The organism is Haladaptatus litoreus (genome assembly GCF_900156425.1).
GTDB classification, from domain to species: Archaea; Halobacteriota; Halobacteria; order Halobacteriales; family Haladaptataceae; genus Haladaptatus; species Haladaptatus litoreus.
Genome location: NZ_FTNO01000007.1, coordinates 21,404 through 40,823, shown reverse-complemented (window position 1 = coordinate 40,823; position 19,420 = coordinate 21,404). Strand labels below are relative to the sequence as shown.

21 protein-coding genes are annotated in these 19,420 nt (G+C 54.9%); 10 read left to right on the top strand and 11 right to left on the bottom strand.

Annotated features, from left to right (window positions below; genetic code table 11):
- Positions 1–152 precede the first annotated feature (152 nt).
- Both BW974_RS21460 and BW974_RS21455 read left to right on the top strand, forming a co-directional pair.
- Positions 153–1,256: a TrmB family transcriptional regulator gene (locus BW974_RS21460; RefSeq protein WP_076432842.1), complete on the top strand. Its 1,104-nt coding sequence runs from the start codon at positions 153–155 to the stop codon at positions 1,254–1,256.
- Positions 1,256–3,115 carry an MGH1-like glycoside hydrolase domain-containing protein gene (locus tag BW974_RS21455; RefSeq protein WP_245800242.1) on the top strand — a complete coding sequence of 620 codons (1,860 nt, stop codon included), beginning with the start codon at positions 1,256–1,258 and terminating at the stop codon, positions 3,113–3,115. Before BW974_RS21460 ends, BW974_RS21455 begins: the two co-directional genes overlap by 1 nt.
- Positions 3,116–3,156: 41 nt before the next feature.
- On the opposite strand, the gene BW974_RS21450 is transcribed toward BW974_RS21455, so the two are convergent.
- The 4 genes from BW974_RS21450 to BW974_RS21435 form a co-directional block, all read right to left on the bottom strand.
- Complete coding sequence (locus tag BW974_RS21450) at positions 3,157–4,320, bottom strand: MFS transporter (RefSeq protein ID WP_076433226.1); 1,164 nt, start codon at positions 4,318–4,320, stop codon at positions 3,157–3,159.
- 438 nt (positions 4,321–4,758) lie between these two features.
- Positions 4,759–5,184: an SWIM zinc finger family protein gene (locus BW974_RS25955; protein WP_245800241.1), complete on the bottom strand. Its 426-nt coding sequence runs from the start codon at positions 5,182–5,184 to the stop codon at positions 4,759–4,761.
- 751 nt (positions 5,185–5,935) lie between these two features.
- Positions 5,936–8,122 carry a heavy metal translocating P-type ATPase gene (locus BW974_RS21440; RefSeq protein WP_076432838.1) on the bottom strand — a complete coding sequence of 729 codons (2,187 nt, stop codon included), beginning with the start codon at positions 8,120–8,122 and terminating at the stop codon, positions 5,936–5,938.
- Between the two features lie 79 nt (positions 8,123–8,201).
- Complete coding sequence (locus BW974_RS21435) at positions 8,202–8,630, bottom strand: universal stress protein (protein ID WP_076432836.1); 429 nt, start codon at positions 8,628–8,630, stop codon at positions 8,202–8,204.
- 839 nt (positions 8,631–9,469) lie between these two features.
- Between BW974_RS21435 and BW974_RS21430 the strand changes: the two genes are divergently transcribed.
- Positions 9,470–9,862 (top strand): DUF8147 domain-containing protein, encoded by a 393-nt coding sequence (locus BW974_RS21430; RefSeq protein WP_076432834.1) that lies wholly within the window; start codon positions 9,470–9,472, stop codon positions 9,860–9,862.
- Between the two features lie 342 nt (positions 9,863–10,204).
- A complete protein-coding gene (locus BW974_RS25950) occupies positions 10,205–10,345 on the top strand; it encodes a hypothetical protein (protein ID WP_175609777.1) in 141 nt (46 codons plus the stop codon).
- A 234-nt stretch (positions 10,346–10,579) separates the two neighbouring features.
- Here BW974_RS25950 and BW974_RS21420 read toward each other — a convergent pair whose 3' ends face one another.
- The 3 genes from BW974_RS21420 to BW974_RS21410 all read right to left on the bottom strand — a co-directional run bounded on the left by BW974_RS21420 (position 10,580) and on the right by BW974_RS21410 (position 12,861).
- Positions 10,580–11,356 (bottom strand): DsbA family protein, encoded by a 777-nt coding sequence (locus BW974_RS21420; protein ID WP_245800240.1) that lies wholly within the window; start codon positions 11,354–11,356, stop codon positions 10,580–10,582.
- 111 nt (positions 11,357–11,467) lie between these two features.
- Complete coding sequence (locus BW974_RS21415) at positions 11,468–12,004, bottom strand: hypothetical protein (protein ID WP_076432830.1); 537 nt, start codon at positions 12,002–12,004, stop codon at positions 11,468–11,470.
- Positions 12,001–12,861, bottom strand: coding sequence for a DsbA family protein (locus tag BW974_RS21410; protein WP_084186438.1), 861 nt, complete (start codon positions 12,859–12,861; stop codon positions 12,001–12,003). The genes BW974_RS21415 and BW974_RS21410 overlap by 4 nt, the downstream gene beginning before the upstream one ends.
- A gap of 106 nt (positions 12,862–12,967) precedes the next feature.
- Between BW974_RS21410 and BW974_RS21405 the strand changes: the two genes are divergently transcribed.
- Together BW974_RS21405 and BW974_RS21400 are read left to right on the top strand one after the other, a co-directional pair.
- On the top strand, positions 12,968–13,318 hold the full coding sequence (locus BW974_RS21405) for an ArsR/SmtB family transcription factor (RefSeq protein ID WP_076433220.1): 351 nt from the start codon (positions 12,968–12,970) through the stop codon (positions 13,316–13,318).
- The gene (locus BW974_RS21400; protein ID WP_076432828.1) at positions 13,318–13,581 is read left to right on the top strand and encodes a DUF7521 family protein; all 264 of its coding nucleotides are present in this window, start codon (positions 13,318–13,320) and stop codon (positions 13,579–13,581) included. The genes BW974_RS21405 and BW974_RS21400 overlap by 1 nt, the downstream gene beginning before the upstream one ends.
- A 209-nt stretch (positions 13,582–13,790) precedes the next feature.
- Here BW974_RS21400 and BW974_RS21395 read toward each other — a convergent pair whose 3' ends face one another.
- Complete coding sequence (locus BW974_RS21395) at positions 13,791–14,765, bottom strand: cytochrome c biogenesis CcdA family protein (protein ID WP_076432826.1); 975 nt, start codon at positions 14,763–14,765, stop codon at positions 13,791–13,793.
- Positions 14,766–14,968: 203 nt separating this feature from the next.
- Here BW974_RS21395 and BW974_RS27320 point away from each other — a divergent pair, with 203 nt between their 5' ends.
- Positions 14,969–15,406: a hypothetical protein gene (locus BW974_RS27320; RefSeq protein WP_076432824.1), complete on the top strand. Its 438-nt coding sequence runs from the start codon at positions 14,969–14,971 to the stop codon at positions 15,404–15,406.
- Between the two features lie 384 nt (positions 15,407–15,790).
- On the opposite strand, the gene BW974_RS21385 is transcribed toward BW974_RS27320, so the two are convergent.
- From BW974_RS21385 to BW974_RS21375, 3 genes are read right to left on the bottom strand one after another with little or no spacing between them, the layout of a single operon-like run.
- On the bottom strand, positions 15,791–16,354 hold the full coding sequence (locus BW974_RS21385; RefSeq protein ID WP_076432822.1) for a DsrE/DsrF/DrsH-like family protein: 564 nt from the start codon (positions 16,352–16,354) through the stop codon (positions 15,791–15,793).
- A 2-nt stretch (positions 16,355–16,356) separates the two neighbouring features.
- Positions 16,357–16,740 (bottom strand): DsrE family protein, encoded by a 384-nt coding sequence (locus BW974_RS21380; RefSeq protein ID WP_076432820.1) that lies wholly within the window; start codon positions 16,738–16,740, stop codon positions 16,357–16,359.
- A gap of 6 nt (positions 16,741–16,746) precedes the next feature.
- Positions 16,747–16,989 carry a sulfurtransferase TusA family protein gene (locus tag BW974_RS21375; RefSeq protein ID WP_076432818.1) on the bottom strand — a complete coding sequence of 81 codons (243 nt, stop codon included), beginning with the start codon at positions 16,987–16,989 and terminating at the stop codon, positions 16,747–16,749.
- A 205-nt stretch (positions 16,990–17,194) separates the two neighbouring features.
- On the opposite strand from BW974_RS21375, the gene BW974_RS21370 reads away from it, so the two are divergent.
- The 3 genes from BW974_RS21370 to BW974_RS21360 are packed head-to-tail and all read left to right on the top strand — an operon-like array spanning position 17,195 to position 19,340.
- Positions 17,195–18,376: an MBL fold metallo-hydrolase gene (locus BW974_RS21370; protein ID WP_076432816.1), complete on the top strand. Its 1,182-nt coding sequence runs from the start codon at positions 17,195–17,197 to the stop codon at positions 18,374–18,376.
- A complete protein-coding gene (locus tag BW974_RS21365; RefSeq protein ID WP_076432814.1) occupies positions 18,376–18,873 on the top strand; it encodes a YeeE/YedE family protein in 498 nt (165 codons plus the stop codon). The genes BW974_RS21370 and BW974_RS21365 overlap by 1 nt, the downstream gene beginning before the upstream one ends.
- The gene (locus BW974_RS21360) at positions 18,870–19,340 is read left to right on the top strand and encodes a YeeE/YedE family protein (RefSeq protein WP_076432812.1); all 471 of its coding nucleotides are present in this window, start codon (positions 18,870–18,872) and stop codon (positions 19,338–19,340) included. The genes BW974_RS21365 and BW974_RS21360 overlap by 4 nt, the downstream gene beginning before the upstream one ends.
- Positions 19,341–19,420: the final 80 nt, after the last annotated feature.

Here is a 19,420-nt window from a genome sequence, read left to right as displayed (position 1 = left end):
TTCCTACTCAACCATGAAGAATAAGACATATATAAATCTTGCCCATAGGTTTGATACAGGAGTGAATATGAGAATTCGCATGGTCGGTACGAGGCACAATTCAGAAATTCGGTTAGAAGATTCAACTTGATAGGATGGCAAGCAATACACAGATGGACATCGACGAACTTCGCGACGGACTCCGAGAGGCCGGACTTTCGACGTATCAAATCGATGCATACGTTACCCTCCTCTCCCTCGGGAGCGCGTCCGCGACGTCCCTCGCTGAACAGGCGGATGTTCCGCGGTCACGGATTTACGACGTACTCCGGGACTTGGAGGAGGACGGCTACGTGGAAACATACAAACAGGACGCGCTGCGTGCGCGGGCCAGCGAACCGACGGACGTACTCCAGAACCTCCAATCGCGGGCGGAAACCCTCACGAACACGGCCACCGAGATTCGAAAGAGGTGGCAGCAGGCCGGCGTAGGCGGCCATCGAATCAGCGTCCTCAAGCGCGTCGAGACGGTCATCGAACGGGCCGAGGAAGCGATACGAAACGCCACCAATCAGGTACAACTGTCGGTGACGCCCGAACAGTATGAGGCACTCGCCCCCGCCCTCGAAACTTGCTACGAGAACGATGTCTTCGTCTCCGTGTCGCTCAACACGAGCCACGAACAACCGACGGACCTCCCGACCGACGAGGAGTTAGACGGCGTCGTCACGGAAGCGCGTCACCGCCACCTTCCCGCGCCGTTCCTCGCCCTCGTGGACCGGAAAATAACCTGCTTTGCACCGCACACCGACCCGGTGGAGCAGTACGGTGCGGTGTTCGAAGACGAGACGCTCTCGTACGTCTTTCACTGGTATTTCGAGGCCGCACTTTGGGAATCGTGGCCCATCGTCCACACGAACCACAGCGAGACGCTTCCCGCCGAGTACGTGAACATCCGGCGCTGTATTCGAGACATCGCGCCGCTCCTCAAGGAGGGTGCGACCATCACCGCGACGGCTAAAGGCCGGGAGAGGGGGAAACGAAACGTCGTAGCGCTCACCGGGGAAATCACGGACGTACTGTACGCCAACGGTGACCTCCGCGACGCGACACAGACACCCTCGCTCTCCTCGCTTGCGGGACAGGCGACCATCGTCATCGAGACGGACGAGGGCGAATACGGTATCGGTGGCTGGGGTGCCGTGCTCGAAGACATGGAGGCCGACAGGATCATCATCGAAACAGTGAGTTACCCCGATGACCAGGAGGACACCTGATGCTTCCCGACGACTGTGCACTCGCCATGGATTCTGGCCGACAGGTGATCGTCGATTCGGTGGGGAACGTCACCCCCGAAACGCCCGAAACCGGGGTGTACGAGTCCGACCATCGGTACCTCTCCAGCCTCGAAATCGAGGTCGGAGACGGCGACGGGTGGATCGTCTTCGGTCGCGAGTCCCGTGACCGCGGCGTGACGACGACACTCGCCAGTCCGACCGTCGGAACTGGCCGTGGCGAGCAGCGATCGTGGACGCTCGGCAAACGCCTCGAACTGACGGCGACGGGTGTCACCGCCACGGTTCGACTCACGAACAACACCCAAACCGCGCGGGAAACCGAAATCACGTTCGACCTCACACCAGATTTCGGCCACGTCTTCGAAATCCCGGCGTTCTTCTCGCCACGGGAACACCAAAACAGACCGATAACCGTGGAAGAACGCTCGTCCGGGTGCACGTTCGTAGGGACCCTCGCGGACGGGACGGAACGGCGGGTCGAGGTCGGGTCGGAGTCCGCCCTCGATGCCACCGTTGACAACGAGTCGGCGACGTTTTCGACCGCCGTGACGGTTCTCCCCGCATCGACGCACTCGGTCGAACTCGACATCGACCTCCCGGCCGGACGGCGGGACACGCCCGAAATCAAGTCTGACGTCGATTGTCCGCAGTACGGACAACTCATAGAACGCGCTGCGGGAACGCTCGGCGCGCTGATGCTCCCGTGCGGCGTCCCGGCGGCGGGCGCACCGCGATTCCTCGCGCCGTTCGGCAGGGACTCGCTGGTCGTGAGTTATCAACTCCTGCCGTTCGATTCGACCGTTGCGGAGCGAACGCTCCGGTTTTTGGCCGCGGAGCAAGGGACAGAAACCGACGATGCGACGCTCGAAGCGCCCGGCCGTATCATGCACGAGAAACGACACGGCGACCTTCCCGCCATCGGCGAAAGCGTTCGAACGCCCTACTACGGAACGATCGATGCGACGCCGCTGTTCGCCGCGCTATTTTCGGACACGATGGCGGAAACCGACGACGAATCGCTGTTCCATTCGGTGTACCCCCACGCCAAGGCGGCCGTCGAGTGGACGCTCGACGAACTGGACGAGGAAGGCCTTCTCTTCTACGAACCGCACGACCGCCCACTCGGGCTTTCCCATCTCGGATGGAAGGACAGCGCCAGGGCACTTTTACACCCGGACGGAACGCCTGCACAGGGGGCAGTCGCTCTCGCCGAGGTACAGGGCTACGTGTTCCGCGCACTGACGCGGTTCGCGCCGCTCGCCGAGCGTGCCGACGATTCGACGCTCGCGGCGGCGTGCGACGACGCCGCGAAAACGCTCGTCGAGACGTTCGAGGAACATTTGTGGCTTCCCGAGGAGGGGTGTTACGCGCTGGGCATCGACGACCGAGGCGTCATTCCGAGCGTGGCGTCGAATCAGGGTCACGCGATTTGGGGCGGGTTAGGAAGCGACGAGCGAGTCGCGCAGGTCGCGGAACGACTGACGAGCGACGACATGCTCACGTCGGCGGGCCTTCGAACGTTCGCGGCATCCCACGATTCGTTCGACCCGCTCTCGTACCATCGTGGGAGTGTCTGGCCGCACGATACGAGTATCGCCGCGATGGGGTTCGCGGAGCGGGGGTACCACGAAGCCGCCGAATCGCTCGCCGTGTCAGGGCTGACGGCACTGTCCGACACAGTTCGGGCGGACTTCCCGGACCGCTTCGGCTTCCCGGAACTCATGGTCGGCTTCGACGAGGACCTGTCGGTGGGGACGGTTCGCCACCCGGACGCGTGTATTCCAGCGGCGTGGAGCGCCGGGAGTGTGTTCGGCTTTCTGCAGAGCGTACGGAATTGAACCGGGGTACGGCAGACGCGATAGCTGAATTGGTCCGGTAGTCACGCCGAGCGACGAACGACGACGAGGAGGAGTATCGCCGCGATGCAGGTCAACCCGGCCAACAGCTCCCATCCGGTTCCGTAGCCCGATCGTTCGACCAGTATGCCGAAGACCGGCGGGGCGACGAGTCCGCCGACGTTGATGGCGGTCTGTCCGCCTGCCGTTGCGGCCCCGATATCGTCGTCATCGACGAGGGTGCTCAGACAGGAGTAGAACACGCCGGTCGAACCGTATATGGAGAGGCCGAGTCCAGCGAACACGACGAGCGCGAGAGGAAACGATGAGATGCCCGAGGCGAGCGCGGCGAACAGGACGACGCCGCCCGCGATTTGCACGAGGGCGACGGTCGCCGAGCCACGGGCACCGCCCAGTCTGTCGGCGGCGGTTCCGGCACCGATGCGGGCGGCACTTCCCATGACTTGCGTGAGCGCCAACACGATACCACCGATGGCGGTCGTTTTGCCGAGGCCATCCACGACATAGAGCACGATGTAGCCAAGCATAGCGAAAATAGACGCACCGAGGAAGAACCCGGCGGCGACGAGCAACAGATACGGCCCGTTCGACCGAAGGTTGGAGAAGTCGGGGCGCGACATCCGTCCGTCGCCGGACGACCCGCCGTAGACGGTGGCGAATCCAAGCGCGTAGCCGCCCGCGAGGACCGCGATGACCCAGAAACCGAGTTGCCAGGCTGCGACCGCCGCGACGCTAGTGACGACGAGCGAGGCGACCGCGCTCCCGGCAGTGACGCCGACCTGTTTCAACCCCATGGCGAGGTTCTGTCGCCCGTCCGGCGCGCTGGCGATGATGCCCCGGTTCGACGCGGGCATCGCGGACGAGTAGGCCGCGCCCAACACGACACCCGCGACGAGCAACCATGCGTACGAGGTGGCGATGGAAACGCCGACGGTGGCGGCCGCGAGACCGCCCAATCCCACGACCATCACGCGTTTTTCGCCGTAGCCGTCCACCGCGGCACCGCTCGGGAACAGCGCGAGCGTGTAGCCGAACAGCGCTGCCGTCAGGAAAAAACCGACGCTCGACGCCGACAGGGAGAAGGCATCGCGGACGACGCCCGTCGCGGCGAAGATACTGTAATAGCAGAGGCTCGCCGCGGTTTGCCACCCGGTAACCGTCGCAACCGACCGCCAGCTTTCCGACACGAAAGTAGATTCCTCATCGAAAACCACTCGAGGCGGGGCGGTAAGTTTGACGACAGCGGCCAACGTTGTACCGTTCTTCTGGCGGGAAATCACTTTTCAAGTAATATTCAATCCTACTATTCTAAGGGAAACGTACTCAACCAGCTTTTGGCTGAAGTGTAGCATGTTCATAGACATAAAGATCAAGATCAAGATCATGGTCCTACATCGTGGAGGCTGCCGTTCTTTACATCTGATTGAAATATTCCGCTCAATTACATCGAGCAAAAATTCAGAGAAGTGCCTAGCGGTGACATCCCCGTGCGCTTGCGCTCGGTCAAGCAGCCTGCTCTCAGTCGTCGCGTTCGGTCGAACCAGCAGTGCTTTCGTTGAGCATTTGCCGGGTAGCTACATTGGACAGCGTCGTTTAGCGTAACATAAAATGAAAAAGTGGGTGGGTTAGCAGCAGTCGGTGAGTGCGTCCTTCCGAGTGGCCTCCGCGCCACAGTTCTCACCCTGCCAGAACGTGTGATCGACGGTGCCGTCCGTGTCGTAGCCAGTGTGTGGGGAACCAACATGATCGTTATTATTATACACCGACAGGAAAGCGTTCAGCGAGCCGTCGACGGTTGCGTTTTCGACGGCGGCCGTGTGTTTGCAGTAAGCGCTGCGGTGGACATGATGCGGACAGGTGCAGGCCATCAGTTCCTCGGTCACATCGTCGATGGACACGACGTATTGGTGGGCTGCGGGGTTCTCGTGGCTCTCATTGGTGACTTCGACGAGTCCGGGGGCATCGACGTCGAAGGCGAATTGGTCGGCCTGTGCGCGTTTCTGTGCCGTCTCGTCAGCTTCAAGTTCACTAGGCGATTTCGACGAAGACAAGTACTCCACGAAGGGCCAATACGCATCCAAGCAAACGGTTGGATTGAATTACCGGCAGGGCGTCTCATATCGCCTACAGCTGAACAAACGTGTAGGCAAGTACTGCCTGCTGGAAACCTTCATTAGTTCTGAAGTCACCTTGTAATCCATGGGAAAGTTAGTAGCTATAACGACTGATAACAAGGAAATAGAATGTCACGATATAAGAGAAGGAGACAATGGTTTACAACTTCGTAACGAGGAGAAAGAGCTTGTTGGATATATTCCCTATAACCGTCTCTGCTACGTAGAAACGACGTAAGCTAGTTTCTGATCAATTCCCGAAGGACATTGCTGGGCTTGCCGAGCATCGACCCGACAAACTCGACGAACTCCGGGAGATTGTCTGTGAGGAAGTCGGCGAAAAGTAAGTTGTTGTGTCGTCCTTTTGAAATTCCGTAGTGGTTGAGATACTACGGGCTATGATAGAGTGTGCGCTACTACCAAGAGCGATTTTACAGAGAAAACGGGTTATGGAGTTATTTGTGCGTAGGCCATTAGAGACATACAGCGATAAGGTTAAATTATTCACATAATGAATAGTCAAATGGCTGGCGTTGGAGCACTTATCCTTCTAATCGCAGTTGTAACGTTCTTCATGCCTGGAATGACGATCCTCGATTTCGAAATGAAGACAACCTAGTGCATCACCAGATCGCGTCCACTGTGGAAGGGTGTCGCCTGTCGACGTCGATCCCGAGGACGAGTGCCGTCACTTGTACCCCAATAATCGAAGACCGTTCAGTGAAACGAGGACTGTAGACCCTTCGTGCCCGACCACTGCGAGTGGGAGTGAAAGTCCACTCAGGAGGATGGTCCCCACCATGAGCGCAATTGCACCGAAGGCAATAGCGAGGTTGATCGTGAGCGTCCGGCGTGTCTTTCGACCGAGCCCAAGCACATACGGTATTTTGCTGATATCGTCGCCCATCAGGACAATATCGGCGGTTTCGAGTGCGACGTCTGTTCCGGCACCCCCCATCGCAACACCCAAGGTCGCCGTGGCGAGCGCTGGTGCATCGTTCACTCCATCACCGACCATCGCCACGGTATCGTAGCGCTCAACCAACTCCTCAACACTCGCAACTTTCTCCTCGGGAAGTAACGCTGCCTGGACCTCGTCGATACCGACCTCATCTGCGATCCGCTGTGCGACGCGTTCGTTGTCGCCCGTCAGCATCACGATGTGGTCAACGTCGAGAGCCCTGAGTTCCGAGATCATGTCTGCAGCCCCCGGACGAACGGTGTCAGTGAACGCAAGCCAACCGAGCACGTGGACCGAGTCCTCGATCTCCTGTGCCACGAGCACGCTCGTTTTTCCCTCCGATTCCAGCGTTTTCAATCGCTCTAATCCCGTCCCTACCCCATCGATTGTCCGGTCTGCAAGGACTGTCCCGAAGTAGGTGGAATTGCCGATATGGATCGTCCGGTTTTCGACCACAGCTCGAACTCCTTTACCGGCGACCGCTCGAAATCCGTCAGCGTCCGGGATGTCGAGTGACTGCTGCTCTGCTGCTGTGACGGTCGCCTCGGCGAGGTGATGTTCCGAGCGGGTCTGTACCGCGGCCGCCACCGCCAGGAGCTGGCCGTTGGTACTCACCGCACTGGAGATGGGACTTGCGTCGCGGACTATGACATCGGTTAGCTGTGTATCGCCTTTGGTGAGCGTCCCGGTTTTGTCGAACGCGACTGCATTGATGTTCGCTGCTGCCTCGACGTGTTCACCGCCTTTGAACAGGACACCCTGCCTTCCGCCCGACGCAATCGCCGAGAGCACCGCCGCCGGCGTCGAGATGATGACCGCACACGGTGATGCCGCGACCATGAGCGTCATCGCCTGGTAGAACGTACTCGTGAACTCTGCGTCCAGCAAGAGCAGTGGAAGCGCGATAGCCGCGATTGTCAGGCCGAACACCCCGAGAACATACGGCTGTTCGAGGCGGTCGATGAGACGCTGCGTAGGTGCCTTCTCGCTTTGGGCGCTTTCGACCATATGGATGAGTCGCGTGATGGCCGACTCGTGTGCCTGCCGGGTCACTTCGACCTCTAAACTCCCGCTTTCGTTGATCGTCCCGCCGAATACCTCGTCTCCGGGACCCTTTGGCACGGGCATGGACTCGCCAGTGAGTGATGCCTGATCGACCGTACTCTCGCCTGCTTCGACAACGCCGTCGAGTGGAATCCGGTCGCCGGGTCGGACGACGAACACGTCGCCAACCGCGACTTCGTCGGTGGGCATCGTAACCTCCTCGCCATCGCGCACCACCTGTGCTGAGTCTGGGCGCATCTCGATGAGCGACTTTATCGCACGGCGCGACCGCCCAATGGCGTAGTGCTGAAGCACGTTCGACAGTGAGAACAGGAACAGCAACATTGCCCCTTCGAACGGCGCACCAATCGAGAGCGCTCCGAGTGCGGCGACGATCATTAACAGGTCGATATCGACCGCTTGATGGCGGAGTGTCTCAATTGCTCCCTCAAGACCGTACCACCCACCGAAGACGTAGGCGACGCCGTACCCGGCCCACATGAGGAATCCAGGCCCGTCTAGCCATCCCGTTGCCAGACCGGTCACCATCCCGGCAAGCGTCAGACCGACGAACACCGCTTCTCGACGCAGTTCCGAGCGGGTACTTACGTCGTCTAGTCCAGTTTCAGTATCCTCCCGAACTGAAACGTCGTGGTCACGGACTACCTCTTTGAGTGTCTCTTCAGCGGTGACATTCCCGTCGTATGTTATGCGTGCGCTCCCAGTCCGGAAAGAAACCTCGGCATTGTGGACGCCTGGCGTGTTCTGGAGGTGCCGTTCGAGTGCCCGTGCACCGGCCTTACCACGTCCTCCTCGCCGTTCGATCTGTACAGTACACGTAGACTGTTGTGAGCGCTCGGCAACGGTCACGTTCGATACACCGGCACTGTCTCGGTACTGTCTGTAGCGTTCTTCGGCAAGCGGGTGCCGTAGTTCATTCTGGAGAGAGTCATCGGATGATTGTCACCGGAACCCGTGCTCGACGCGTAACTGTCTCGGCGACACTTCCCAAAATAGCCCGTTCAATGTCTGACCGACCGTGGCTCCCCATCACGATCTGATCGACATCGTGTTCGTCGGCGTATTCGAGTATCGCTCGTGCTGGACGGCCGACTTCCGTGACAGTATCGAGGTCAAGATCATGATCTGCGGCAAACTCCGTCGCAGATGTGTGAATTCCGTCGGCTCGTTCTTGGGCCCTGTCATACCAGTTGCTGGCGGCTGGGAGTCCGCCCATCTCAACGTCGATAAGAGAGTCAGCTGGGTTAATAACGTGGATTGTGGTGATGACAGCCTTCGAGAATTTTTCGATGGCGTACCTGAGAGCACGCTCGGAAAGTGGAGACCCATCGAGCGGAACGAGAACGGTTTCGGGCATTATTATGGATTCTGTGCTGAATCTAAATGAACGTACTGTTTAATAGAGTGGTCTACTTGTTGTGCTGAAACGAGTAGTACTGACTGCGTGAGCGCAAAACACTCACACCGAGCTTCTGACTGCTTCCAGAACCGCGTTCGTCGTCGCCGTGTCTCTCGGTTGTGCACGACGACTCGGGATCAGACAGTCCAAGCGACGAGGACCCTCACTTCCAGGGATAACCCGGAACCGTGTCGTCGGAGCGCACTTTCCCGATCTATTAAGATCCAGTATCCTCATCCGGGTCATTCCCCTGTACGCGAAGTTCTTTGGCTCAAACGAGTTCGTCGGAAGTCGCGAAAGCAGGGAACGCCACATCAAATGACCATTCGATCCTATCAAGACACGTTGGACGAATTTCCCGTCTGAAGTCGAAATTTTCGAGTTGTCTGTCAACAAGGTAGAATGGAACTTACCGAATCGAGACGTAGCCTACTGGCGAGTAAGTATCGAGGAAGTCGACCACAAACTAGCCAGCGAGAGCAGCAACCGTTAGAAAATCAGAGACAATGACCGATTCGCTCCCTGAATGCAGCATTGACCTGCGATAATCCCAGCGTTATGGGATGAACACATCCTTAGGTGGCTCACCACAATCAGCTACGGAATGAGTGGATAGGCATCGGAAGAGCCTGACGACCGGGAATACCTACCAGAATATTTTGGCCGAGTGGCAGTTCCCTCTCAGTGAATTGACTGAAAGATCGGGCAGGCATATCTTAGATTCCAAATGTGGCGGGAGTCTTGATTTTTGGGAATTAGGCTCCAACTATTTGTTCTATAAACGTGATATTACTCCCATGAACACTCGTACAATAGCTCTCGGAGCGGGTACCGCCGTCACCACCTTTTTATTGACTGGTGCCGCAACAATCGAACTACTCGGAGCCGGGGAAGCACCTGCGACAGGAATTATCGGCGTCTTCGTCGGTCTCGTCATCGGGCTGCTGGTAGGCGGGATTGTCAGCGTATATGCTGACCGCCTCTCGGGAATCGCTGCATCGGCCCTCGTTGCTTACGCGACATTCGGTGTCGCGTTCGTCGCAATCGCGGGAATGAGCTATGTCAACGTTCCCGGTGTAGATGACGTGTTCAGTTTCCCCATTCACATCGGTGTAAGCTTCGTAGCCGCCCTCATCGTCAGCTCGCTGGCCAGTCATGGAAGACGCGGGAGATGGCCTGCACTCATCTGAATTCGACTTCAAATGGGAAAAATGAGTATACTCGTGAATCAAAGCGGATCCTCACAGTCCGTCGGAAAGCAGCCCTCTTTTCGTTTCTTCAATCTCTGGGCGTTACTGGCGTCCGTAGAAAGAACGATGTTGTGATTCCATTTGAGACGTATCCACCCGATGCTGATGATCCGTGGGCGTACTATGCTGTTGAGCATGAGCACGTCTGGGAAGAGTTTGCGACAGACTATCTCCAACGAGCAGGAGCATCTGAGTTGCTTACGCAGAGGGATGATGGGAAGCGCGTCTTCGCAAGTCGATTGTGACCCAATCGTTATCGTTCCTCAGTTCCGAGTTAGTAGTATGAGCAAGAACGAATCCGCGCACATCAACGCTCAGGAGTACATCCGGAGCGCCCGTGAGCGGGTTGAAGCGCGAGAAAATGGTGTTGCAGCCGAGAGCCTTACGGCTGTTGCAGCGCACGTTGCCAACCTCGAAGACTAGCGTTTTCAGCAAAACAGCGTCATCTTCATTATTGTTTTACTGGAGACGACTGAGTATTAGCGCACTAAGCAGAACTAAGGTAGTCTGTCAGGCGTGTCAAAATGTGACATCGAGAAATTAGTCGAGGTATTTTAAAGCGAAAGCTGTAACTTTAACACCCCTGTTATACCATCATCGATATAAAAAACCTGCTACAGTACTATCTCAGTCGCCCAGTATCAATCGTGGACGATATTATGCATTATCGACCTTTCTAAAAGCCTTTTTAAACAATGAATATGGCTGTGCGCCAACAATTTTACCTGCTTTCGTCGACTCTCTATCAAAGATAATGAACGCGGGTGTTCCCCGAATTCCATTGGTTTCAGATGCCTTTATATCGTCATCAATACTTGCTCGCACGGCTTTTTTATTCTTTTTCATACAAGACGCAACCGCAGTAGCATCAACACCTTGAACGCTGTCGGTTATCTCTAATAGGTTCGACCGCTGAGCCCACCCCGAGTTTTCTTTTCCCTGTTTATCGAACATAGTCGAATGCCAGCGCTTGAATGCATCTGGGTTCTCATTGCGTACTTTTTGCCACACACATTTTGCCATCTGAGCTGCTGTTTCTGATGCTTGGCCTATGTAGGGTTTTTCAAGGACTACGATTCTGACGTCGCCTGATTTCACATAGTTATTAAGTATTTTATCGGAAGTGTTTTGATCGAATTTTTGACAAAATGGGCACTGATAGTCACTCCAATAGTACATATCGAGCGGTGCATCTGCTGCCCCGATCACTGGATTGCCTTGTAAATCGATACCGAATTTTGTTGTCTTCTCTGTCGCATACAGCAGGGAAGTTGAGTTCCGATTTGAACTATGGCTACTGGTGGTATTGCCCTCAGTTTCTGAATCATTGCTGGACGACGGCAAGATACTCGTGCAGCCAGCTATCGCAGATAGGGATCCAGTCACGGTTTCGAGAAATAGACGTCGGGATTTTGATCCATTGACATCACGCATTGTGATCTTTCTCTCCGGATCCTATTTCACAGTGCCGTTCGCTAGTTTTCTGAATCAGACGCTGCTTTCTATGAGTTCGTCTGTGTGTAGAGCAGTGCATGGTGAATTCGTTCATATATTAAGTCGACATTCACGGGGGTCGCCTGCACGGGCAAGGAATGCTAGGAGGAGAATGATCCCACCAACCCGGAGCAAATCACCATGAAATGGCATCGCAGCCATGGCACCGGCAAATCCAAGAAAACCTAGTAATCCAGCACCGCAACTGGCACACCCTGATGCAACGAGCCCCGGCAATACTCCTATCAGATCAGACAGGCTGGAGATACCAGTCACGCTTATTTGCGCTACGACGTTAACGATGGCAACACCAGTTAGCACAGCGTACGAGATAATAAGGACGAGACCGAACCATCCATTGGTTGCCAACACGTTTTCAGTCAGCAGAATCATCGTGTCATCGAACCATTGCAGCCCCGCACCGAGCATCTGTATCGACATTTCCGGAAAGGTTGAGAGTATCAGTAATACATACGTCACAATCGCAATGAGGATGGCACTAATGACTCGCGAAATCGAGGTTGTTGGGAATGCGAGTGCGCTTTGTAGATCTGCACTCCATCGGCGAACTCGGGTTTGTTCGCTCATTTCATTACCTCTTTAATTGTTGCTTCAAAGCGAGGATATGGTTGTGCACCTTGAATGGACGAGGGCATCCCGTTTGACGTAGAGTTGTCAAAAATAAACGTCGGTGTTACATTGACGCCCTTGTCCTTTCCGGCTTGTTTGTCCGCAGCAACGCTTGCTGCTAAAGACTGGTTGTTCTTTTGCAAACATGACTCGACTGCGCTCGCATCAACGCCCTTCACGCCTTCTGTGATCTCGAGCAGATTTTGCTTTGTTGCCCACCCTGAGTTTGGTTTCTTTTGCGCGTCGAATATCGAGGCATGCCAGCGTTTGAATGCGTCTGGATCCTCTTCCTGTACCTGTCGCCACACACATTTTGCCATTCGAGCCGCTGTCTTTGAGGCGTCTCCAATAGTTACATATTCGAGAATGACAAGACGTACCTTTCCTGGTTTAATATACTCGTCAAGGAGTTTTGGGAAGGTATCTTGTTCAAATCGATTGCAAAATGGGCACTGATAGTCACTCCAGTAATAGAGATCTACGGGCGCATCAGGTGATCCCATTAGAGGGTTATCTTTTAGGTTAATTCCAAAGTCAGTTGTTTTAGTGCTTGCGTATACCAATGATTGGGGTTTAGAGGCGGTAGTACTCGTTGTATCCTCTTGTGTACTGGTTTCGGTTGTCGTTTGTGTCCCAGTCGTTTCAGTGTACGTCTTGGATGTAGTCCTCGTGCTATCTGTGGTAGTGCTTCGCTTTGTTGTAGGTTGTTCGTCAGATCCGGTATTGGTACTCGTACAGCCTGCTAACCCCGTGAGCAGCATTCCGGCAGTCCCAAGGAATGCACGTCGGCTATTTTTATCGACGCTGTCAGACATGATTGTTATCTCAAGCGAGACGCGGAGAGGTCATAATCTACCTGCTCGTTTTCTGAGTTTGAAACCACTGGACATCCTTTAAATGAACCCCATTCCTAATCCGTGTGTGAGTGAGGATCCGAGTCCAGCCGAGTTGCTCAGCTTGCTGGACGATGAGTACGCCCGTGCTATCCTCACTAAAACAAGCAAACAACCGATGTCAGCCCAGACTCTTAGCACTGAATGCGATGCGTCGCTCCCGACCATCTACCGCCGGTTGAACGATCTTGAGGAGACAAACTTAATCGAAAAACAGACCCAGCTGGAGGCTGACGGTAATCATCGGGCAGTCTACAAAGCGGCCGTTGAACATGTCGGAATCAACATTGTCGACGGTGACCTTTCCGTACGTGTCACTGAGCGCGATACTGCCGACCGATTTACGCAGGTGTGGGAAGACATGAGAGGAGATCAATAATGCGTATTGAGTTGTTCGTGGGGAAGTTGCTTGTGATGGCGCTTGGACTGCTCATTGCATATCAGGGGTTTCGTGGCTACCGTCGCAACCAAAGTGAGCCAATGCTATTCGTTTCTATTGGTTTTATATTCCTTACTATTGGTGGAACGATGGGATGTTCGCTGATACAAACGTTGAATATTTCATCTGCTACATTTGGCGTCGCCCAAACAGTATTGATTGCACTCGGAATGGGATGTGTCCTTTACTCGTTGTATGGGTGATGCCTATTTGGCTGGCACAGTCTGGATGGTTTCCTGAACTGGCGTTCGTTCATTGAGGTCTGAAACCAAATGCCATCACTCGACCACTCACCGATTCCAGCAACAGACTGATAGCGCAAAATGTGGGCAATTGTTCCGAAAAGTACCAACAAAAGGGTAACTTATGGAGACACCGGTGCACTATCATACGCGATTAAAATGAGTGAGGGTTAAAACAGCTCGCCAACTGAAATATAACCAAATGATCGGAGCGTAAACCACGTCACGTGAAGACCAATAAGTACAAATGCCGAACTACCAAGCGTTCGGGCACAAGCGGCGTGCTGTCCGAGTGAAAGAGATCCCTTCGAGAGGCTTGCGACGACGCTTAGCCCGATCATGAGAGTTCCCATTCCTGCAGCGAATGCCACAAAGACGGCTAATCCAGAGAGAAGACCCGCCGTAAAGAATGATGACAGCACGATGCCAAGAAAGATAGGGAGATTACAGGCAAGGCTTCCGATACCGTAGAACACCCCGAACGTAAAGAATTCTGAGTTCGATACTTCCCCACGTTGTGGGAGTTTAATCGGTCGTAACGGTGAAATTCCGCGATAGTATGCGACTCCAAGCACAACAATAAGCGGTCCAACGAGTAACTCTAGCGACGCGACATACGGCTGGATCCACTGTCCGACAATGAGAACGACACCACCGACGAGTAGATAGAGCAGAACAATGCCGAAAGTGGCAACCGTTCCGATACGAAGTCCTCTAAATGCGCTGCTTCGACCGCTACCGACGACTGACAGTATTGTACCAACGAACACGGCAGTGACCGGCGGGAGATAGCTTCCCGTCCCAAGTTTCGCAAGCGGTACAACAAAGTGATAGCCAGGTAACAACACCCGGATCCCAGCGGTTGCCATGTAGAACAGCGGAATTGCACCCATGAAAAAGAGCAGAATCCCGTTCCCGAGGAGCAATTGCCGAGCGAGATCCCGCGATTCGCTAGGTAATGTTATCTTCGATTTGGATTTCGTTGGGCCGGAAACGGTATTTTCGGTTCCAACTTGAGCCGAATCATTGGTGAAATAATACGTCAGATACGCTGGCAGCAAGCCGACGCTACACGGGGCGAAAAACATCAGCACGCCCGCAGCGTATGCTGCTGTCAGCAACGACGGCTGTTCAATTGTAGTCATTGTCTACCTTCGGCTGGTGAATCATCTGAGCAAGCGAATAAAAGTGAACAACATGTGCTGGTCATCAAGGAGAAGGCCTGTGATCTCAAGAGCGTATTCACATTCCGGTGTATGATGAGTTGCTCTCTAAATACACGGGGGTTTTTTCTGAGCCAGCAACTCGTCATTCTATTTTATGCTCGTCACGAGTGTTGACCAAGTAAATGCTGCTACGCACTACAATTGTCAAGGGAACGGTAGTCAGCGTCGGGTCGTTTTTCCTGTTTGGTGTTGTAACAGGGCTTCTTCCGAACCCACTGTACGTTCGGATGGTACCACGAACGCTGTTCGATTATACGTTTCTCATCCTCACAGCACTATTTGCTGGTATTTACGTCGCCCAACAACCTACAACTGATCGTTCAGGGAACGACCGCCTAGCTCTTGGTAGTACCATTATTGGCTTCCTCGCCTTCAGCTGTCCGATCTGTAACGTGTTCTTACTCGCACTGTTCAGCAATTCCATACTAATGACATATATTGATCCGTATCGCCCACTCTTAGGTGTTATATCAGTCCTGCTTTTCGTTGGACTCCTTTATTCCCGACAGCGACAAAACTGTGAATTATGTGAGCGCGCAGTTAACTCGGAGAGTCCCTGAGACCGGAGAACAGTTTACAGGCAGTATCAAGAATGTACTCTTACCAAAAGATGGAATAAACGGAGTGCTGATTCCGAGTCATCTCTTAAAGGATTTTGCTGTCATAACGAACTCAAGTCCTATTTCATGAATGTCACTTCCGAATGAGTTAGGCGGTAGCAGAGAGCAGTGCATCCAGCGACCGCACTCCGATTACTACAATACCCTTAGATTGGCTCCGTTACCGACAAAACTCATTCCACTAGTATATTGAAATTGACGAAAATACTTGTCTCGCCCTCCGATGTTGAGGTGGAAATCTAACGTCTTGACGAGAGCCTGGTTGGCGGTCATTCTTCGGGACTGAACGAGATCTGGGCTCGATAGAGTCAGGCAAGGAGTCGGTCAGATAAGGAGTTGGATATCAGCGTCTGCCATGTCCTGTATGGCGGTAGCCGCTCCAACGCCGGTGGTGACTCCATCATGGAAGTCGTCCTCATCGTAGTCCATCAGGTCGATGGTCATCTGACATGCTTGAAACTCCACCCCCATATCGAGCGAGGTCTGGATGAGTTCCTCGATGGTCGCGGTGTCGTTGGCATCGATTTTCTTCTCCATCATCGCGGTCGTCAGTCGATCCATCCCGGGGAGCGTACCGACGACATTCGGCATGGGCATACTCGGGTTCCCGACGGCACTCAGCTTCAACTGCTTCGAACGCTCCTTGTGGAGGATATCAAGCCCCCAGAAGGTATGAAAGACCGTAACCTCGTACCCGAACGCGGCGGCAGTGCTTGCAAGGATGAGTGGCGGATACGCCATGTCAAGTGTTCCTTTGGTAGCGATGATAGACATCTTCGGTTGGCTATCCTCTTCGGTGAGCTGGTTTTCCAACTCCTCGATACGTGACACGAGTTCGGCACGAGAGGGTGCGTCGTCACCGGTCGTGTTTGGTGTGTCCGTACTCATCGTTAGAACGTGAACACCTGCTCGGCGTCCTCGACTTCTTCGAGGAAGGTTGCCGCGCCCGCGAATTTGGTAGTGACGGACTCATCTATCGCGTCTTGATCCCACTCCAGCATGTCGAGTGTCGTCGTGCACGCGACTGTCGTAACGAGGTCGCCACCCTCAGCGACGAACGCCGCAAGCAGGTCGTAGGGGTTCGGCATCCCTGCGTCGAGCAGCGGTTGAATTTCGGTGACGTCTGTTTCACCTTCGAGGAGGTGCGTCAACCCATCGAAGGTGAAGTAAACGAACACCTCGGTGTCAGACGCGAGTGCGGTGTGTCCGAGATTCATCGCCATTGCAAGACTCTTCGGACTGTCGTTGTCGACGATGATTCCGATTTTATCCATCACACATCACTCCGTTTTTCTGATATAATGTTTGTACACGTCGCTATCCTCGTTTTGCTCGAGGAGTTCGACACCACTAGTCGTATCGGCCCAGCCGTTGAGGTCGCTCATGCTCCCTGGGTCGGTAGCGAGGACTTCGAGAACGTCTCCTTCGGCGAGTTGGTCGATGGACTGTTTGGTCTTGACGACGGGCATCGGACAGTTTTGGCCCTTCACGTCGAGTGTCTCGGTAGCTTCGTATTCTGTCATAGTATTGTCTTCAGAATCCAATACTGCTGCCGTGACTAAAAGGGTGTCGATTGTATTGTCCATTTTGCACACTACCAATTGACCGCATTTCCCTTATGCGCGCGTATTATGGCAACAAAACCAGGAAACACGGATTTGGTATTGTGTACTATTGGAACTACTATCCGAATGCTTATTTGGGAGCAGACGGTAGATGAGGATGACTATGACCGAAGGGGATACCCCTCCTACCGACGAATCGGTTGCATCGACCACACCCAAAGAACTGAAAGAGCGTATTGACGCTGGTGAGGATATATTCATCCTCGACGCGCGTTCGGAAGGTGATTTCGAGGAATGGCGTATCGACGGGGAAACCGTGGACATCGTAAATTACCCCTACTTCGAGCTACTCGATGGGGTTCCCGCAGATCTCCGTGCCGACCTCCCAGACGGCCAGCGTATCACCGTCCTCTGTGCGAAAGGCGGTTCGAGCGAGATGGTCGCTGAACACCTATTAAACGAGGGGTACGACGCAGAACACCTCAAACGCGGCATGAAGGGATGGGCACGTATCTACGAATATACGGAACTCGACGCCGGTGACGACGTGACTGTCGCACAGTACCAGCGACCGTCAAGTGGCTGTCTCGCCTACCTCGTCGTCTCTGATGGCGAAGCTGCCGTCATCGACCCACTTCGCGCGTTCGGCGACGAGTATCTCCAGGATGTTCGAACACTTGGAGCCGAACTGAAGTATGCGATGGATACACACATCCATGCCGACCACATCTCGGGAATCCGTACTATCGCCGACAAGACCGACGCAACTGTGGTTCTTCCCGAGATGGCCGTGGCGCGTGGGGTTGAGTACGACATACCCTACGAGACGGTCGAAGACATCGAGCGTCTTCCCGTCGGCGACATCGAAATCGAAGTTATTCATACGCCCGGTCACACCACCGGAATGACCGCGTACAGAGTTGGAGACGTCCTGTTGACTGGTGACGGTCTCTTCACGGAGAGCGTTGCACGTCCCGACCTCGAAGACCCGGAAGCGGCGAAGGACGCCGCACGCACGCTCCACGAGAGCCTCACCGAGAAGGTTCTCTCGTTGCCAAATGACACAGTCATCGCACCCGCACACTTCAGCGACACCGCGACGCCGAACGACGATGGCACGTACACGGCGAAACTGGGCAACCTCGCGGAGCACATGGACGCCCTCACGATGGGTGAAGACGAGTTTGTCGAGTTCATCGTCTCGGATATGCCACCGCGTCCTGCAAACTACGAAGACATCATCTCTACCAACCTTGGTCAGCAGGCGCCAGACGAACAGGAAGCGTTCGAGTTAGAGCTTGGACCGAACAACTGCGCCGCCAGTGGGGAAGCACTAACCAACTAATGATAGACGCCCTCACACCGCTGTTCGCGCTCGAAGAACTCTTTCCACGAGGGATCACGCCGTACCTTCTCGGTGGCATCCTCGTCGGGTTGGGTGCAGCGATTATCTACTTGGCAACAGGGATTATCGCGGGTGCGAGCACGTTCCTCGAATCCACGCTTTCGTACGCCTCTGACGTCCCGCGGTTCAACCGCTTCAAGTACATCAAGTCGAGGGGGTGGCGACTCGTATTCACCGCGGGTATTGTCAGCGGTGCGGCTATCTACGGACTCGTATTCCAGCCTGGTATCTGGACGACCGATGTCCAGTGGTGGCGGCTCCTCGGCGGTGGCTTCCTCGTCGGGATCGGCACTCGGCTCGGAAAAGGATGCACGTCCGGACACGGCGTTTGTGGGGTCGGCTCAATGTCGAACACGTCGTTGGTGAGCGTCGTGACCTTTCTCACGGTCGCCATCGGAACCGCCCAACTCGTGCAAGCAGTGGGGGTGTCACCATGAGCGACGCTAACCGCAACCGATTGTTCCTCCCGATTATTTATCTCGGAGGTCTCGTGTTTGGCTTTGGCCTCGCCGTCAGCGGGATGGCAAAGCCCGAGATTGTTCTTGATTTCCTCCAGTTCAAGGATTTCGGCCTCCTCTTCGTGATGGGAGGTGCAGCAGCGGTCACTGGGATCACGTTCGCGGTCGCGACACGGTATCTCGACCGGGCACCGCTGACTGCCCGTGAGTACACTCGTCGTCTCAAGGAGTTCGACCGAAACGTCCTCTTCGGCGGTGCGATATTCGGCATCGGATGGGGTATTTCCGGTATTTGTCCTGGTGCCGCATACGCCAGTTTTGGTATCGGTAACTACTCCATTCTCTGGGCGATCGCTGGGATGTTTCTCGGTGCCTATGTCCAGGGATACGTGCGCTCGTTTGGCACTGACGACGCCACGAACACGAGCGACCCATCCACTAACTGATCATCATGAAACAACACAACCAATCGACGACCCCTCGAAAGGAGTATTGCATAGAAGTGAATAAATCGAGAAATATCGAA

Bases quoted from the DNA above. Each gene is read 5' to 3' on its own strand.
- BW974_RS21460 (WP_076432842.1), top strand. From the start codon at position 153: ATGGACATCGACGAACTTCGCGACGGACTCCGAGAGGCCGGACTTTCG.
- BW974_RS21455 (WP_245800242.1), top strand. From the start codon at position 1,256: ATGCTTCCCGACGACTGTGCACTCGCCATGGATTCTGGCCGACAGGTG.
- BW974_RS21435 (WP_076432836.1), bottom strand. From the start codon at position 8,630: ATGCCCGAAACCGTTCTCGTTCCGCTCGATGGGTCTCCACTTTCCGAG.
- BW974_RS21430 (WP_076432834.1), top strand. From the start codon at position 9,470: ATGAACACTCGTACAATAGCTCTCGGAGCGGGTACCGCCGTCACCACC.
- BW974_RS25950 (WP_175609777.1), top strand. From the start codon at position 10,205: ATGAGCAAGAACGAATCCGCGCACATCAACGCTCAGGAGTACATCCGG.
- BW974_RS21420 (WP_245800240.1), bottom strand. From the start codon at position 11,356: ATGCGTGATGTCAATGGATCAAAATCCCGACGTCTATTTCTCGAAACC.
- BW974_RS21415 (WP_076432830.1), bottom strand. From the start codon at position 12,004: ATGAGCGAACAAACCCGAGTTCGCCGATGGAGTGCAGATCTACAAAGC.
- BW974_RS21410 (WP_084186438.1), bottom strand. From the start codon at position 12,861: ATGTCTGACAGCGTCGATAAAAATAGCCGACGTGCATTCCTTGGGACT.
- BW974_RS21400 (WP_076432828.1), top strand. From the start codon at position 13,318: ATGCGTATTGAGTTGTTCGTGGGGAAGTTGCTTGTGATGGCGCTTGGA.
- BW974_RS21395 (WP_076432826.1), bottom strand. From the start codon at position 14,765: ATGACTACAATTGAACAGCCGTCGTTGCTGACAGCAGCATACGCTGCG.
- BW974_RS27320 (WP_076432824.1), top strand. From the start codon at position 14,969: ATGCTGCTACGCACTACAATTGTCAAGGGAACGGTAGTCAGCGTCGGG.
- BW974_RS21385 (WP_076432822.1), bottom strand. From the start codon at position 16,354: ATGAGTACGGACACACCAAACACGACCGGTGACGACGCACCCTCTCGT.
- BW974_RS21380 (WP_076432820.1), bottom strand. From the start codon at position 16,740: ATGGATAAAATCGGAATCATCGTCGACAACGACAGTCCGAAGAGTCTT.
- BW974_RS21375 (WP_076432818.1), bottom strand. From the start codon at position 16,989: ATGACAGAATACGAAGCTACCGAGACACTCGACGTGAAGGGCCAAAAC.
- BW974_RS21370 (WP_076432816.1), top strand. From the start codon at position 17,195: ATGACCGAAGGGGATACCCCTCCTACCGACGAATCGGTTGCATCGACC.
- BW974_RS21365 (WP_076432814.1), top strand. From the start codon at position 18,376: ATGATAGACGCCCTCACACCGCTGTTCGCGCTCGAAGAACTCTTTCCA.
- BW974_RS21360 (WP_076432812.1), top strand. From the start codon at position 18,870: ATGAGCGACGCTAACCGCAACCGATTGTTCCTCCCGATTATTTATCTC.